Genomic DNA, 14,372 nt, shown 5'->3' with positions numbered 1-14,372 from the left:
CGTTGCCTATCCTCAGTCATCGCCGCGTTCTTCGATAACCATCAATCGACCAACCGAGTTCTCGATAGCCTGCGCACCACGTTCTGCGCGCGCGTTTAACAGCGTCGCGCCTACAGCAGCGGGAATGGCGACCAATAGGCCTGCGGCAGTCGTCAGCAACGCTTGCCAGATACCACCGGCCAACACCGCTGCGTTTGCCGATCCCTGCGCCAATTCGAGTTCCTGGAAAGACTGGATCATGCCGGTGACCGTCCCCAATAGCCCCAACAAGGGACTGATCATCGCGATGAGTTCAAGCGCACGAATCATGCTGTTCATGGAAGCGAACTCCTCGTTCCCCCGCCGGGTCAGTTCTGCCAACAATGCGGGTCCTTTGAATCCTTCGGCCAAGGCTTGCATGGCATAAGCGCAGACGCGATCAGCGGGTGCCTTGCCAGCAGATACCTGGAGTTGCGCCTGAGACTTCTCGCCTTTCGCCCAATGTGCCAAAGCAGCATCACGCATCGGGCCGCCAGAGGTAACGGGCCACAAGCGGATCGCCTTAACGACAATCAGGGCCAGCGAGAAAACCGACAGAACCGCCAAAAGCGCGATGATTGGCCCTCCGGGACCAAGGTTTTCAAACCCATCCATGATCACTTCGCCAAGATTGCAGAGGTTTTGCTGTTCAGTTCCAGAATTGGGAAACAGTCTGTCGGTTCTGAATTTTGCGGTTTGCAAGCTGACAGATCGTGCAGCAAAACTTCGGAAATATTGCCGCAATCAATCTCGGGAATTTCGAAAAGTTTGAGGACTGTCCGTTGGATTGGTAGTGGGGCAGCGTCGACAGAAAGTAAGCGGTCGATGACCCCGCTGCCGTCGAGAATAGCCAAAGACATTTCAAATTGCTCATAGCTGTTGCCTGTGTGATTTCGAAACAGGAAAAAGGCGCGGCAACCACCAGTTTCGATGGCTTCGAATTTGTTCAATTCAACAGTTAGCTTCTCCTCTGCGGTGCTGACGCCAGGTATAGTGGCAAGAAAAACACCGAGTGCGGCCAGCGCCAGTTTTGAAATCTTCATGTTCACCTCCGCTTTACCTTGCTCACGTTATGTGTTTCAGGGCGTCGTTCACTTTCCGCAGTGTAGTTGTAACCGTCGATCTGATGCTGGTTTCGACAAACCCGTTGGAATCTATTGTCTTGAAAAACTCAGAGTTGACGACTTTCAGATGTTTTTGCGCGTGTGCTCTTGCGGTGACAGCCAGCCGACGGCGTTTAGCAGCTGAATCGGCCGTAGCTAACTCGCCCAAAACCGTTTCCAGGGTTGTATCCATCTGCGTTAGCGGCTGCAGCTTTCGTACGATTTGAGAAGCAGCATTTCGAAATCGGTATTCGTCCTTGGTCGCAGCATTGATTGCGGCGATCAAGGCGCGCACATCCTTTGCAGTTGCCTTGCGGGCAGCTATCCAGTCTTGTCGTGCCCTGTTCAGCGCATTCGGGCCTGGTTGTGTGACATCCGGAGAAGGGGCATCTATATCACGCGACATATCGGCGATACGCTGAGCCAGATTTACAATCGACTGGGAAACAAAGGTCAGGTCGCCAGCTTTGATTTTTTCCGAAATTGTTTTGGCTTCGGTCGCGGCGAGTTGCTGTGCTTCGGGTCCAATGCGGGCGGCGCGCAAAACCAAGTCGCGCAAGTGCTTTGATGCTTTTTGTCTGGCTGGTCTGTCAGATGCTTGATCTGACTGTTCAGACGTCGAACGGGTGTCAGGCGTTGGCACGGTCTCCTCGTGCTTTGGGGCAAGATGCTTTGCGCCGGCCTGGACTTCACCGACGTCGCTCTCTTCTTCGAGGATGGTTCCACTCGCATCCGTCGTGGTGACTTTTGCGGAAACGCTGTTGTTTTTCAGGTATTTGCGAACTCTTTTGGCTAAATTGGGAAGCGGCATGTCGCACGCGAGTGTGATCATGTTTGCGTCCGCAGTCAGAACACCGAACGCAACTTTGGGAGAGCCGCCCTGCTTTTTAGCCTCTTTTCCCAGTGTCGATGGTGGCTTGCGCCGATCAATGAAAAGGCAATCATCGTTTTTGGAGTCGATGCAGAATGCGAACGCCAATGGTTGCTTTCGGGCAATACCCACCACCTGCCGCAATTCAGCTCCGGTAACCGGTTCTACTCCCATTGGAAACCGCCTCACGCGCAATATGAATTTGACTTTGAAGAGACAATAAGGCTGACTGTGGGTCAAGACAGGAGCTGGGAATATCGATCTTGAAACGTGTTTGTTGATTTCGTATTGGCGTTTTCTTCGGCTGGTTGGGCCTTAGGGGGTGCCGCTATGTATGAGACAACATTGAAAAAATGAAAAAAGCCCTGAGGAATGAATGGATCTGGCAGCCTACCTAGAACCGCGCGATGCAAACCCGCCGAGTGGCGAAAATCTTGAATACGAGGCCATCTTCACGGATTTGGAACTGGCGGCCCAGCCAGGCGAAGAACGCCAGATGGGTACCGAGGTTGTAGCTGCGGAAGAACAGGATTGGACCGACGTCCGGACCAAAGCCCTTGAGGTTATGGAGCAAAGCCACGAGATCCGTGCGGCGGTCTTTCTGGCTGAAGCTGTACTGCATTCATCCGGTTTGCCCGACTTTGCGTCGTCTCTGGGATATATCCGCAGCCTTCTTGAAGACTATTGGGATTCTTGTCATCCCGAACTGGACGAAGACGATGGTGACGCGACCATGCGGATCAATGCCGTGCAAGGTCTTGCGTCTTCAGATCGAGTAATCCGCGCCTTGCGGCGGTGCCCACTGACCGACAGCCGTATGTTCGGTCGCCTAACGCTGCGCCATGTAGATGTTGCTGATGGTGCAATTAACGCACCCGCCGACATGGACAATGTACCGGATATGAATGCGGTGTCGGCTGCGTTCAAGGACACAGATGATAATGTTCTGAATGCCAACTCTGAAGCGGTCAAAACGGCGCTGGAACATTTGCAAGCCATTGATGCGGTTTTCAACGAGCAAACACCGGGCGAAGGCCCTGATCTCGAACCGCTAATTAATTCCGTAAAGCAGGTACAGCGAGCGCTGTCACAGCATGGTGGTTCCGGGTCTGCTACGGCGTCGGAAACTGCGGATGAAGGACAGCCTGTGGAAATGCCTTCTGCGCCGACGGGTGGAGCACCGGCTGTTCGCGGCGGCGCAATTAATTCGGCCCGTGATGTTACCATGATGCTGGATCGGATCATGGATTACTATGCCCGGTGTGAGCCTTCGAGCCCGATCCCAGTTTTGCTGGAACGGGCCAAACGTCTCGTCAATGCCGATTTTTTGACAATAATCGAAGATATGGCGAAAGAAGGTTTGGATGAAGTTCGTCGGATCGGTGGGATCAAACCCAAAGACGATTACGACTCTTATTAACTGCCTGCACCGATCACCGCACGCGGTACAACAGAACTGAAAAAGGATTGAGGAGCAACAGATGGCCGACAGTTCGCAAAAATTCATAGCGCGAAACAGGGCGCCGAGAGTTCAAATTGAATACGATGTGGAACTTTACGGAGCCCAGAAGAAGGTTCAGTTGCCCTTTGTGATGGGCGTAATGAGCGACCTGGCAGGCAAGTCCGAAGTTGAGCAGCCTCCGGTTGCAGATCGGAAGTTTTTGGAAATCGATGTCGACAACTTTGATGACAGGATGAAGTCGATGGCGCCGCGCGCCGCGTTCACGGTTCCAAATACGTTGACCGGCGAAGGCAACATGGCTGTCGATATCACGTTCGAATCCATGGACGATTTCAGTCCGGCGGCTATTGCCCGCAAGGTAGAGCCACTGCGCGAGTTGCTTGAAGCCCGAACCCAGCTATCGAACCTGATGACGTATATGGACGGCAAGACGGGGGCTGAAGACTTGATCTCAAAAATCATTCAAGACCCGGCATTGCTGAAAACACTGGCAGCACAACCAAAGCCGGGCGGTGAAGCGAGCGAGGAGGAATAAAAATGGCCGAAGAAGAAGCCCAAGTCCAACAAGCCGAAGGTCAAACCGCATTCGGATCGTCCGAATTTGAAGCGTTGCTGCAAAAGGAATTCCGGCCCAAGTCCGATCAAGCGAAAACCGCCGTCGAGTCTGCTGTCAAGACACTGGCGGAACAGGCCCTGGCGAATACAGCGCTGATTTCGGATGACGCGTTGCGTTCTATCGAAAGCATTGTCGCGGAGATCGACAAGAAATTGACCGAACAGGTTAACCTGATCCTGCACCACGAAGACTTCCAGCAAATGGAAAGCGCGTGGCGCGGGCTGCATTATCTCGTCAACAACACCGAGACTGATGAGCAGTTGAAAATTCGGGTCATGAACATCTCCAAGAAGGACATGCACAAGACTCTGCGCAAGTTCAAAGGGACTGCGTGGGATCAATCTCCGATCTTCAAGAAGCTCTACGAAGAGGAATTCGGCCAGTTTGGTGGTGAGCCATATGGAACGTTGGTGGCTGACTATCACTTTGACCACAGTCCGCAGGATATTGAATTGCTGGGCGAGATGGCCAAGGTCGCAGCGGCAGCACACGCGCCGTTGATCACCGGCGCCAAACCAACTCTGTTCCAGATGGACAGTTGGTCCGAACTTGCCAACCCGCGCGATCTGACCAAGATTTTTCAGACGCCGGAGTATGCTGCCTGGCGGTCTCTGCGCGAAAGCGAGGATTCCAAATACATCGGCCTTGCAATGCCACGATTCCTTGGTCGTTTGCCCTATGGGTCCAAGACTGAACCGGTCGAGGAGTTCGCCTTTGAGGAAGACACCGAAGGCGCAGACAGCAACAAGTACAGCTGGGTGAATGCGGCTTACGGCATGGCCGTGAACATCAACCGTTCATTCAAGCAATATGGCTGGTGTTCGCGTATTCGCGGCATCGAAAGTGGCGGGGCATTGGAAAATCTCCCGTCACACACCTTTGCGACCGACGACGGCGGCGTGGATCAGAAATGCCCCACCGAAATAGCCATCGGGGACCGGCGCGAGGCAGAACTTGCCAAAAACGGTATGATGCCACTTATTCATCGCAAGAACTCGGATCTGGCGGCCTTTATCGGTGCGCAATCCTTGCACAAGCCGGCGGAATACAACGATCCGGACGCGACCGCGAACGCGAATCTGGCGGCGCGTTTGCCTTACCTGTTCGCGACTTGCCGATTTGCCCACTACCTCAAATGCATGGTTCGGGACAAAGTCGGATCGTTCAAAAGCCGCAATGATATGCAGGACTGGCTGCAGGAATGGATCAACGAATACGTTGATACCAACTCTGAGATATCGTCCGAAGCTGAGAAAGCGCGTAAACCCTTGTCGGCGGCTGAAGTTGTTGTTGAAGAGGTCGAAGGAAACCCCGGTTACTATACGTCCAAGTTTTTCCTGAGACCGCACTATCAACTCGAAGGCCTGTCAGTTTCGTTGCGGCTGGTCTCGAAACTCCCGTCTGAAAAGGGCGCGTAGTAGACGCTGAACATGCCTTTCCGCAGCGCGGCTCGGTCGTGCTGCTGTTAACTCTCCTCAGGAAGGATAAAAAATGGAAAACGTATTCATCAAAATTGACGGCATTCCCGGCGAAGCTCGTGAATTGAAACACAAGGATGGCAAATGGATTCCGGTAAAATCCATTGAATGGAGCGCTGAACGTACCCTCGACATGACCGATCTCGGCACCACCCAACGTGGTTATGCCAATGCCAATTTCGGCAAAGTCACTTTGACCACCGAACTAAGCGTCGCCTCAGCCAAGATCGCACAGTACACTGCAAGCGGCAAAGTGACATCCGAAGTTGTCATTCATATGTGTCGTGCGGGTGACGATGTTGCAAAAGGTATGGAACCCTATCTTATTTGGACTTTGCGTCACGCCATTATCGACAGCTATTCCGTGAGCGGCGGCGAAGAGCAGATTCCAGAGGAAAACTGGACATTGGCATATCGCGGAATCGCCTTTGACTACTACCCGTCTGATTTCGAGTCTGGCAAGATTTTGAAAGACAAGAAAGAAACCTTCAAATGGAACCTCGAAACCGGCGATTACAGCTGATCAGGCACGCAGAAGGGTTCGGGTGTCTTTGGGCAACCGAACCCGGATCGCGGTGAAATTTGGTTGTTGGAGTTGGTTTGATGACGCCGGAAGAATATCTGAAATCAGGTGATCTTGCTGGGACGCTGGCTGCGTTGCAGGACAAGGTTCGCGCCAATCCGGCGGATGCCAAACTGCGCGTATTTCTGTTTCAGCTGCTGTGCGTTCTGGGGGATTGGAAACGCGCGATCACCCAGTTGAAACTTAGCGCTGAAATGGACGAAGGCGCCACGATGATGGCAAAAACCTATCGTGAAGCGATAATCTGTGAGGTCTATCGCGAGAAGGTTTTCGCCGGTGAAAAAGACCCTCTGATATTTGGCGAACCCCAGGAATGGCTGGCCTTGCTGATAGAGGCACAGAAACTTTTGGCGCAAGGCGAGACCGATAAGGCTGCATCGCTGCGCGCGCTCGCCTTTGATGCTGCCCCGACAACCAAGGGTATGGTCGACGGAGACCATTTTGATTGGATTGCAGACGCGGACATGCGATTGGGGCCAGTCCTCGAAGCTATTGTTAACGGACGGTATTTCTGGCTACCTTTTGCGCAGATAAGACAAATAGACATCGAAGCACCGACTGATCTTCGTGATGCAGTCTGGACAGCAGCCGTTGTGACATTGGCAAATGGCGGCGAAGTAGCCGCACTGATTCCAACGCGCTATCCAGAGACACATCAGCGCGGCGACGATGCGTTGAAACTGGGTCGAGCCACGAAGTGGGAAGATGCCGGGGCAGATACGTTTGTCGGACTTGGCCAGAGACAGCTAACGACAAATAATTCCGACATCGCGCTTTTGGATATGCGCGCGCTCACGCTGGAGGCTGATGGCGAAGAAACGGTCGCCGATGGCTGACAAGACCCTTGCCGAGCGACTTCAACCATCGCTGTTGGATCGGCTGACCGACGATGAGCCGGGAAACCTGAAGGAAAGCCGTGACGCACGTGTGATTGACATCATTCGGCTCCGTGAAATTATCCAGCGCGATCTGTCTGTATTGCTGAACACTAGCGATCATTCGGATCTGATAGATCCCAAAACCTATCCCAACGCGTCAAAATCCGTGTTGAACTTTGGTGTCCGCGAAGCCACCGGCCGATTTTCGACGCTGGAGCAAGCCCGTGAAATAAAAAAGCACATCCAGTCGGCGATAGAGGTCTTTGAACCCAGGATTGCCAAGGGCACAGTTTCAGTGGAGTTGCGATCCGAAGCCCGGGCAGGAGAAATGTTCGTCGAATTCGACATCCGGGCAGTGATGTGGGCCCAACCAATGCCCTTGGAATTGTATCTACGCAGCAAGGTCGACGTGACCACAGGCGAGGTCGCCATCGAGCGGAGCTAGGAAATGGACACACGGCTTCTCAAACACTACGAGAACGAGTTGGCTTTCCTGCGCGAGATGGGCGCGGAATTTGCCGAGGCCTATCCAAAGATTGCAGCCAGACTGGGCATGGAAGGATTGGAGGTTCTCGATCCTTATGTCGAGCGGCTTTTGGAGGGCAGTGCGTTTCTTGCCGCTCGGGTTCAGTTGGCGCTGGACCTGCAGTTCCCGGTTTTCACCAGTAATCTTCTGGAAATTGTATATCCCCACTATTTGGCCCCGACTCCATCCATGATGGTGGCAGAGTTCGTACCAGATGTGGACAACGCGGCGCTGATGGAAGGTTTCACTTTGCCGCGCGGTTCGGCTATCCGCAGCCGATTGATGGAGGGCGAGCAGACGCCCTGCGAGTTTCGAACCGCATCCAAGTTGACCTTGTGGCCAATTGAAATCACAGAAGCGGAATATATTGACGGTCGCGGCGAACTCGTTGCAGCCGGTGTTACGCAAAACGCAAACGCCCGTGCAGCGATCCGATTAAGGTTCAAGCGGACGGATAACAAACCGATTTCCGAGTTGACGATGGATTCCCTGGTGCTGCACCTGAACAAGCAAAGCGGTCAGGCTTGGCGCCTTCATGAACTGTTGTGCACTCAGTGCGAGGGATTGACAGGCAGATCCACCAACCGCCGCGCCGACTGGACGTTGCGGTTGTCGGGCGGAGAGGTGGAACCCCGTGGATTTGAGCGGGACGAAGCGTTGCTCCCCACTCCTCGCCGCTCTTTCGACGGCTATCGTTTGTTGCAGGAATATTTTGCAATGCCTGAACGGTTTTTGTTTGTCGAACTCAAAGGACTGCAGCCCGCGCTGAAACAGTCGGAAAGCAGTGATGTCGACGTTTATGTCCTTCTTGGGGAAGGAATGAGTGACGTCGCGCCGGCCGTCAAACCCTCGGCGTTTACGTTGAATGCAGTACCCGCAATAAACTTGTTCCGCCGACGTTGCGACCGAATCCAAGTGACATCGAAGGACACCGAATTCCATGTTGTTCCTAGTCGAACTGCCGGTTTGGACTATGAAGTCATATCGATCGAAGCTGTACGAGGCATTCGCAGTGACGACCAGGGCGACCTTGATTTTCGGCCTTTCTATTCCGCTACTGATCTGACGGCGGCCGGTGACAGCCATAGCGCTTATTACACCATTACGCGCAGGATGCGTCAGAGGAACGAAAAAGAACGATTGCGTGGAGTAAGGACGACATATCTAGGGTCCGAAGTTTATCTGAGCCTCGTGGATCGCATGCAGGCGCCTTATTCCCCGGATCTCAATCAGTTGGCTATCGAAGCCATCTGTTCGAACCGGGATTTGCCTATGCTGCTGAGCAACGGTGACGGAGGCGTCTTTCAACTTCCTGAAGGAGGACCCATCAAGGCCATTCGAACACCGGTCACACCGACACGACCACACGCGACTTTGGCTCAGGGGGATGCCACCTGGAAACTGATCAGTCACCTGAGCCTGAACTATCTGTCAATTGCTGGAGAGGGCGAAAGCGGCGTAGGCGCATTGCGTGAGTTGCTTGGAATTTATGCACCGCTTGGTGACCGCGTTATCGAAAAGCAACTGGAGGGCATCCTTTCCGTGGCCAGCCGACCGATTGTGCGCAGAATGAGCGACGAGGTTTTGTCGACGGCGGTTCGTGGGTTGGAGATCACCATCACGTTCGATGACGACTTCTTTGAAGGCACAAGCGTCTATGTTCTTGGCGCTGTGCTCGAGAGGTTTTTCCGAAAATACACAACGATAAACAGCTTCACCGAAACGGTGCTAAAGACGGAACGACGGGGAGAGATTGCCAGATGGAGACCGGCGACCGGCCTAGGCCGGATCATCTGAGCCGACTGGCTGCTGACCCTGAAAAACATCACGTTTTTCAGGCATTGCGGATCATAGAAGCTCACTACATGGAGGCGCCGCGCCTTGGTGAATCCCGCCGCCCAAGCGAGGACAAAGTACGTTTAAGGCAGGATGCAAGCCTGGCTTTTGCCCCAACCACTGTGACCCGCTTTACTCCAGGAAAGGACGGAACGCCTGCCCAGTTGGGCAACCTTTGGTTCGGGTTCTTTGGGCCCCATGGTCCTCTGCCTCTGCATCTGACCGAATTTGCTCGGGATCGGCTGCGAAATCATCGTGATCCGACTCTGACTGCATTTGCGGATATGCTGACACATCGGCTTATGAGTCTGGTGTACCGAGCCTGGACCAGTGGGCAGCCAGCCCCTAATTTTGACCGGGCCAAAGACCCGTTCGAGCAACGAGTTGCGGCACTTGCCGGCTTCAAGGGTGCCAGGATGCAAGATCGGGATGCAATGCCTGACCATGCGCGGCGGTACTTTGCGGGGCACCTTGCGTCAGGTACGAAAACGGTAGAGGGTCTGGTTTCTATCCTATCGGCCTTCTTTCATGTTCCCGTTTCCGTGCAGCAATTCGTTGGGTCGTGGCTTGAGTTGGAGCCGGATGACACGTGGCGCTTGGGTGCGGCTGCCGGGTTGGGGCAATCGACCAGTATCGGAAACCGCGTCTGGTCGAGAGCGTCCAAGTTTCGCATTAAATTGGGCCCTTTGTCCTACGAAGACTATCAGCGCTTGCTGCCTGGCGGGATCTCGCAAAAACGTCTTCAGGCCATTGTAAGGACCTATGTCGGAGACACGCTGGATTGGGATGTCAATCTGGTGTTGGCAGGGGATGAAATTCCACGTGCGTCACTACGCGGTTCGACCCGGCTTGGGCACACCAGCTGGTTGCGCACGCGCGACGAGACAGAAGAAGCAAAACCGGATGCCGAGGATCTGGTCCTCTATCCGAATTTCAAAGATGCATAATCATGCAGAACGGCATGGAGGGAACTCGAAATGACAGAAATTAGCCGAGTAGCGCTTTTCGGGAAACTGAACAAGCTGGGGTATCAGGCGATCGAGGGGGCTACCGTATTCTGCAAGATGCGGGGCAATCCTTATGTCGAAGTTCAGCATTGGTTGCATCAGATTTTGAATACTCAGGATAGTGATATCCATCGGATCATTCAGCACTACAATCTTGATCCGGGTAAAATTGCCTCTGAATTGACCAGGTCACTGGATACGTTGCCGCGTGGGGCATCATCGATTTCGGATCTCTCGGACCACTTGATGGACGCGATGGAACGCGGCTGGGTATGGGGATCACTACTCTATTCCGACAGCAAGGTTCGTACGGGCTATCTGTTTTTGGGGATGCTTAAGACGCCCGCTCTGCGCAATATTCTGAAGTCGATGTCGCCGGAAATGGGTAAGATTGGTCCAGACGATTTGGCTGACAACTTCAAGTCGGCGACGGATGGCTCCCCCGAGGTGGGATTGGGCGCGCAGGACGGCAGTCACGTCGGTGGCGGGGCGGAGCCCGGCGAGGCCAGTGGCGCGATGACACCCGGTGCGTTGGGTAAGGGCGAGGCGCTGGAACAGTTTTGCACCGACCTTACCGAGCAGGCCCGCAATGGAGAGATCGATCCGATCGTCGGCCGCGACGAGGAAATCCGACAGATTGTCGATGTGCTAATGCGGCGGCGTCAGAACAACCCGATCCTGACCGGTGAGGCCGGTGTGGGCAAAACCGCTGTGGTCGAGGGTTTTGCGCTGAGGATCGCGCGCGGCGATGTCCCGCCCGCACTCAAGGATGTGCGGTTGCTTGTTCTTGATGTCGGCTTGTTGCAGGCCGGGGCCAGCATGAAAGGCGAATTCGAAAACCGTTTGCGGCAAGTGATCGATGAAGTACAGGCCAGCCCCACACCCATCGTAATGTTCGTGGATGAAACGCACACACTGGTAGGAGCGGGAGGGGCCGCGGGAACGGGTGACGCTGCGAACCTGCTGAAACCGGCGCTGGCGCGGGGCACTTTGCGCACAATCGGCGCGACCACCTGGGCCGAGTACAAGAAATATATCGAAAAAGACCCGGCACTGACCCGTCGGTTTCAGGTTATTCATGTGGAAGAACCCGACATACCAAAGGCGGTGCTAATGATGCGAGGCATCACCTCGATGCTCGAAAAGCACCATCGCGTTCAGGTTCTGGACGAAGGGATAGAAGCGGCAGTGACCTTGTCCGCCCGCTACATCCCTGCGCGGCAATTGCCGGACAAGTCGGTGAGCTTGCTGGACACCGCCTGCGCACGGGTTGCCGTGTCTCAGCACGCTGTCCCGGCCGAGGTCGACGATAGCCAACGCCGGATCGAAGCGCTGACAACAGAATTGGAGATCATCGAACGGGACGAGACAGCCGGGTACGAGGTGGCTGACCGTCGTGCTGCTGTAAAGGTTGCCAAAGAAGCCGAACAGTCGCGCCTGGCAGAACTCACGAAACGCTGGGAGAGTGAAAAAAAGGTTGTCGAGGAAATCCTTGATCTGCGAGCCAAGTTGCGTGAGGGTGGTGCGCCCGTTGACGCTCCGATTGCTGAAGGGGAGGGCGTGGAAAGTCCCTTGAGCGAAGAAGACCGCACCAGGTTGCTGGCGGAACTGAAGGCGAAGAACAAGGAACTGGAAGAAGTACAAGGCGGCATTCCATTGATCCTGCCGATTGTGGATCATCAGGCTGTTGCAAGCGTCGTGGGTGATTGGACAGGTATTCCCGTCGGCCGGATGGTCAAGGACGAGATTGACACGATCCTGAACCTGGAAGAGCGGTTGGCGCAGCGGGTGATCGGCCAGGATCATGCGATGAAGATGATAGCCAAGCGTATCCAGACCAGTCGTGCCGGACTCGACAATCCCAACAAACCGATTGGTGTTTTTATGCTGGCCGGAACCAGTGGCGTTGGCAAAACCGAAACCGCGCTTGCGTTGGCCGAAGTTTTGTATGGTGGTGAACAGAATGTTATCACCATAAACATGAGCGAGTATCAGGAAGCGCATACCGTCAGTTCCCTGAAAGGCGCGCCTCCCGGTTATGTCGGTTATGGCGAAGGAGGAGTGCTCACCGAGGCCGTTCGGCGCAAACCCTATTCGGTTGTGCTGCTTGATGAGGTCGAAAAGGCGCATCCGGATGTGCATGAGATCTTTTTTCAGGTTTTCGACAAGGGTGTGATGGAGGATGGCGAAGGCCGCCTGATCGATTTCAAGAACACACTCATTCTCCTGACATCGAACGTCGGAACCGAAATGATCATGGATATGTGCGCCGATCCCGATCTGATGCCCGACCCGGAAGGCATGGCAAAGGCGCTGCGCGATCCAATGTTGAAAGTGTTCCCACCGGCGCTTCTGGGTCGTCTGGTGACGATCCCATACTATCCGCTGAGTCCGGACATGTTGGGCGAGATAACCAAGTTGCAACTGGGTCGGATCAAGAAACGGGTGCAGGAGGCACATGGTGTGCCCTTTGAATACACCGCTGCGGTCGTCGAAGAGATCGTCAACCGATGTCAGGAACTCGACAGCGGCGGACGAATGATTGATGCGATCGTGACCAACACCATGCTGCCCGACATTTCCATCGAATTCTTGCGACGGATGATGGAAGGAAAGGAAGTCGCCAGTGTTGTGATCGATCTCACTGACGGCGAGTTCACCTATCGGTTTGACTAAGTTGGAATGGCGCGCTCCGACGGAAAACGCGGGCGCAAGATTCCATTCGGATAAGATGGCTACAGGGAGATGAAATGAATGTCCAAATCAACTGTCACGACTGCGAAACTGCCGATAGTTGATCTGGTTCGGAACAAACCGAAGCTGAATCATATCGAAATCCCGGTGTACCGCGCCGATGTCGTGATTGAAATTACCCGAACCAACAAGATCAAAAAGCCCTCCGAAGTGCCCAGCACGTCGATGAACCGGTACAAGGACGTCGCCGAAGAGGTGATGCTGGAATACGAAAAGGTTATCAAGGAGGAAGCAGTCCGGCTGGACAAGAAAATCGACGGGTTGATGCAACAACCGTCGAAAACGAACCTTAAGCTAGCCGAAGAAATGATCCGCGAGACCAACTTAAGCATCAGGAATGCTTTGGCGGGCGCGGAACCCGCGGCGCAAAAGGCCGTCGCAGCGGAGGTCAAGAAGGACAAACATCTCAAGGGGCTGCTCAAGGAAACCCGGATCAAGACCACGGTGAAAACCACCTTGGGCGTGATCAAAATTTCGGGAGCGGTTGCCAAGCTGGTGGCGACGGCTGGGGCGGATGTGACTTCGTACAAGACCCTAATTGTCGAAGTGGCCAAACTGGGAGTGGAAATAAATCAGCAGCTCAAGAACGAGGCAAAACTTCGTAGAGATCTGCAACAGGGGCTGGCGACATTTCTCAAGCTGCGGGAATCTTCGGTTCAGCAGGCGCTGGAACGACAGGGCCTGCACGACGTCATGGCCAAGGACTTTTCGAATCCAATGAACGCTATCAAGGAAACCTTGTCGGGCGCACAAAAGGCAGGCGAGGAAATCACCAAGGGCAGGGACATTCAATCCATCGGAAGAAGTATTTTGGACTTTGCGGTAAAGAAGGTCAAAAGCCTGATCAGCGATGTTGAAAAGGCACGGGTCGCATATCGCAATCACACGGCCAAGACACTGGAGAAGTCAGAAAAGCTTGGTTCTGCTGCCGACAAGCTGATGAAAAAGATGAAAGAGCAGAAGACGCTCAAGGAAGGCGTTAAGATCGGTGCCAAATGCATGGAATTGAAGCGACAGGGTACTGCGATGAACAAGAAGCTGGCCGAGCGACAGGCGTTCCTTGACGAAATTCAGCAGATGATGATGGGCAATGGCCTGGAAATCGATGATCGTACTACGATTCAGAAAATCAAGGATCTGGAAAAACTGACGATCATGGAAGAAGGAAAAGGCATCTTTGACGCGATCAGGGATGTAAAAGATCTCGTCGACAATGTTGCTTCGGCAGTAGCCTGATGCG

General features: G+C 54.1%; 13 protein-coding genes. 10 read left to right on the top strand and 3 right to left on the bottom strand.

Going from position 1 to position 14,372, the window contains the following annotated elements; translation table 11 throughout:
* Nucleotides 1-12: 12 nt before the first annotated feature.
* From ACR0LZ_RS15905 to ACR0LZ_RS15895, 3 genes are read right to left on the bottom strand one after another with little or no spacing between them, the layout of a single operon-like run.
* Nucleotides 13-633, bottom strand: coding sequence for a MotA/TolQ/ExbB proton channel family protein (locus tag ACR0LZ_RS15905; protein ID WP_480750813.1), 621 nt, complete (start codon nucleotides 631-633; stop codon nucleotides 13-15).
* A gap of 2 nt (nucleotides 634-635) precedes the next feature.
* Entirely contained in the window at nucleotides 636-1,061 is a 426-nt protein-coding gene (locus tag ACR0LZ_RS15900) for a hypothetical protein (protein WP_480750812.1), read from the bottom strand.
* A gap of 22 nt (nucleotides 1,062-1,083) precedes the next feature.
* Nucleotides 1,084-2,166: a hypothetical protein gene (locus ACR0LZ_RS15895; RefSeq protein ID WP_480750811.1), complete on the bottom strand. Its 1,083-nt coding sequence runs from the start codon at nucleotides 2,164-2,166 to the stop codon at nucleotides 1,084-1,086.
* 202 nt (nucleotides 2,167-2,368) lie between these two features.
* On the opposite strand from ACR0LZ_RS15895, the gene tssA reads away from it, so the two are divergent.
* From tssA to ACR0LZ_RS15845, 10 genes are all read left to right on the top strand, one after another.
* Nucleotides 2,369-3,412 carry a type VI secretion system protein TssA gene (tssA, locus tag ACR0LZ_RS15890; RefSeq protein WP_480750810.1) on the top strand — a complete coding sequence of 348 codons (1,044 nt, stop codon included), beginning with the start codon at nucleotides 2,369-2,371 and terminating at the stop codon, nucleotides 3,410-3,412.
* A 61-nt stretch (nucleotides 3,413-3,473) separates the two neighbouring features.
* A complete protein-coding gene (gene tssB, locus ACR0LZ_RS15885; RefSeq protein ID WP_480607686.1) occupies nucleotides 3,474-3,989 on the top strand; it encodes a type VI secretion system contractile sheath small subunit in 516 nt (171 codons plus the stop codon).
* Between the two features lie 2 nt (nucleotides 3,990-3,991).
* The gene (gene tssC / locus ACR0LZ_RS15880) at nucleotides 3,992-5,488 is read left to right on the top strand and encodes a type VI secretion system contractile sheath large subunit (RefSeq protein ID WP_480750809.1); all 1,497 of its coding nucleotides are present in this window, start codon (nucleotides 3,992-3,994) and stop codon (nucleotides 5,486-5,488) included.
* Nucleotides 5,489-5,561: 73 nt separating this feature from the next.
* Nucleotides 5,562-6,071 carry an Hcp family type VI secretion system effector gene (locus tag ACR0LZ_RS15875; protein ID WP_480750808.1) on the top strand — a complete coding sequence of 170 codons (510 nt, stop codon included), beginning with the start codon at nucleotides 5,562-5,564 and terminating at the stop codon, nucleotides 6,069-6,071.
* A gap of 80 nt (nucleotides 6,072-6,151) precedes the next feature.
* Complete coding sequence (locus ACR0LZ_RS15870; RefSeq protein WP_480750807.1) at nucleotides 6,152-6,967, top strand: type VI secretion system accessory protein TagJ; 816 nt, start codon at nucleotides 6,152-6,154, stop codon at nucleotides 6,965-6,967.
* Entirely contained in the window at nucleotides 6,960-7,454 is a 495-nt protein-coding gene (gene tssE / locus ACR0LZ_RS15865; RefSeq protein WP_480750806.1) for a type VI secretion system baseplate subunit TssE, read from the top strand. Before ACR0LZ_RS15870 ends, tssE begins: the two co-directional genes overlap by 8 nt.
* A gap of 3 nt (nucleotides 7,455-7,457) precedes the next feature.
* Nucleotides 7,458-9,332 carry a type VI secretion system baseplate subunit TssF gene (gene tssF, locus ACR0LZ_RS15860; RefSeq protein ID WP_480750805.1) on the top strand — a complete coding sequence of 625 codons (1,875 nt, stop codon included), beginning with the start codon at nucleotides 7,458-7,460 and terminating at the stop codon, nucleotides 9,330-9,332.
* Nucleotides 9,296-10,318, top strand: a complete 1,023-nt coding sequence (gene tssG, locus ACR0LZ_RS15855) for a type VI secretion system baseplate subunit TssG (protein WP_480750804.1) — start codon at nucleotides 9,296-9,298, stop codon at nucleotides 10,316-10,318. Before tssF ends, tssG begins: the two co-directional genes overlap by 37 nt.
* Nucleotides 10,319-10,348: 30 nt before the next feature.
* Nucleotides 10,349-13,054 (top strand): type VI secretion system ATPase TssH, encoded by a 2,706-nt coding sequence (gene tssH / locus ACR0LZ_RS15850; protein ID WP_480750803.1) that lies wholly within the window; start codon nucleotides 10,349-10,351, stop codon nucleotides 13,052-13,054.
* Nucleotides 13,055-13,132: 78 nt separating this feature from the next.
* Nucleotides 13,133-14,368: a hypothetical protein gene (locus ACR0LZ_RS15845; protein WP_480750802.1), complete on the top strand. Its 1,236-nt coding sequence runs from the start codon at nucleotides 13,133-13,135 to the stop codon at nucleotides 14,366-14,368.
* Nucleotides 14,369-14,372 lie beyond the last annotated feature (4 nt).

Source organism: Ruegeria sp. CI1, from assembly GCF_056536925.1.
Note: the sequence above shows the minus strand (reverse complement) of the source record. Positions and strands in the feature narration are given on the sequence as shown.

Bases quoted from the DNA above. Each gene is read 5' to 3' on its own strand.
- tssF (WP_480750805.1), top strand. From the start codon at position 7,458: ATGGACACACGGCTTCTCAAACACTACGAGAACGAGTTGGCTTTCCTG.
- ACR0LZ_RS15845 (WP_480750802.1), top strand. From the start codon at position 13,133: ATGTCCAAATCAACTGTCACGACTGCGAAACTGCCGATAGTTGATCTG.
- tssE (WP_480750806.1), top strand. From the start codon at position 6,960: ATGGCTGACAAGACCCTTGCCGAGCGACTTCAACCATCGCTGTTGGAT.
- ACR0LZ_RS15900 (WP_480750812.1), bottom strand. From the start codon at position 1,061: ATGAAGATTTCAAAACTGGCGCTGGCCGCACTCGGTGTTTTTCTTGCC.
- tssC (WP_480750809.1), top strand. From the start codon at position 3,992: ATGGCCGAAGAAGAAGCCCAAGTCCAACAAGCCGAAGGTCAAACCGCA.
- ACR0LZ_RS15905 (WP_480750813.1), bottom strand. From the start codon at position 633: ATGGATGGGTTTGAAAACCTTGGTCCCGGAGGGCCAATCATCGCGCTT.
- ACR0LZ_RS15895 (WP_480750811.1), bottom strand. From the start codon at position 2,166: ATGGGAGTAGAACCGGTTACCGGAGCTGAATTGCGGCAGGTGGTGGGT.
- tssG (WP_480750804.1), top strand. From the start codon at position 9,296: ATGGAGACCGGCGACCGGCCTAGGCCGGATCATCTGAGCCGACTGGCT.
- tssB (WP_480607686.1), top strand. From the start codon at position 3,474: ATGGCCGACAGTTCGCAAAAATTCATAGCGCGAAACAGGGCGCCGAGA.
- tssH (WP_480750803.1), top strand. From the start codon at position 10,349: ATGACAGAAATTAGCCGAGTAGCGCTTTTCGGGAAACTGAACAAGCTG.
- tssA (WP_480750810.1), top strand. From the start codon at position 2,369: ATGGATCTGGCAGCCTACCTAGAACCGCGCGATGCAAACCCGCCGAGT.
- ACR0LZ_RS15870 (WP_480750807.1), top strand. From the start codon at position 6,152: ATGACGCCGGAAGAATATCTGAAATCAGGTGATCTTGCTGGGACGCTG.
- ACR0LZ_RS15875 (WP_480750808.1), top strand. From the start codon at position 5,562: ATGGAAAACGTATTCATCAAAATTGACGGCATTCCCGGCGAAGCTCGT.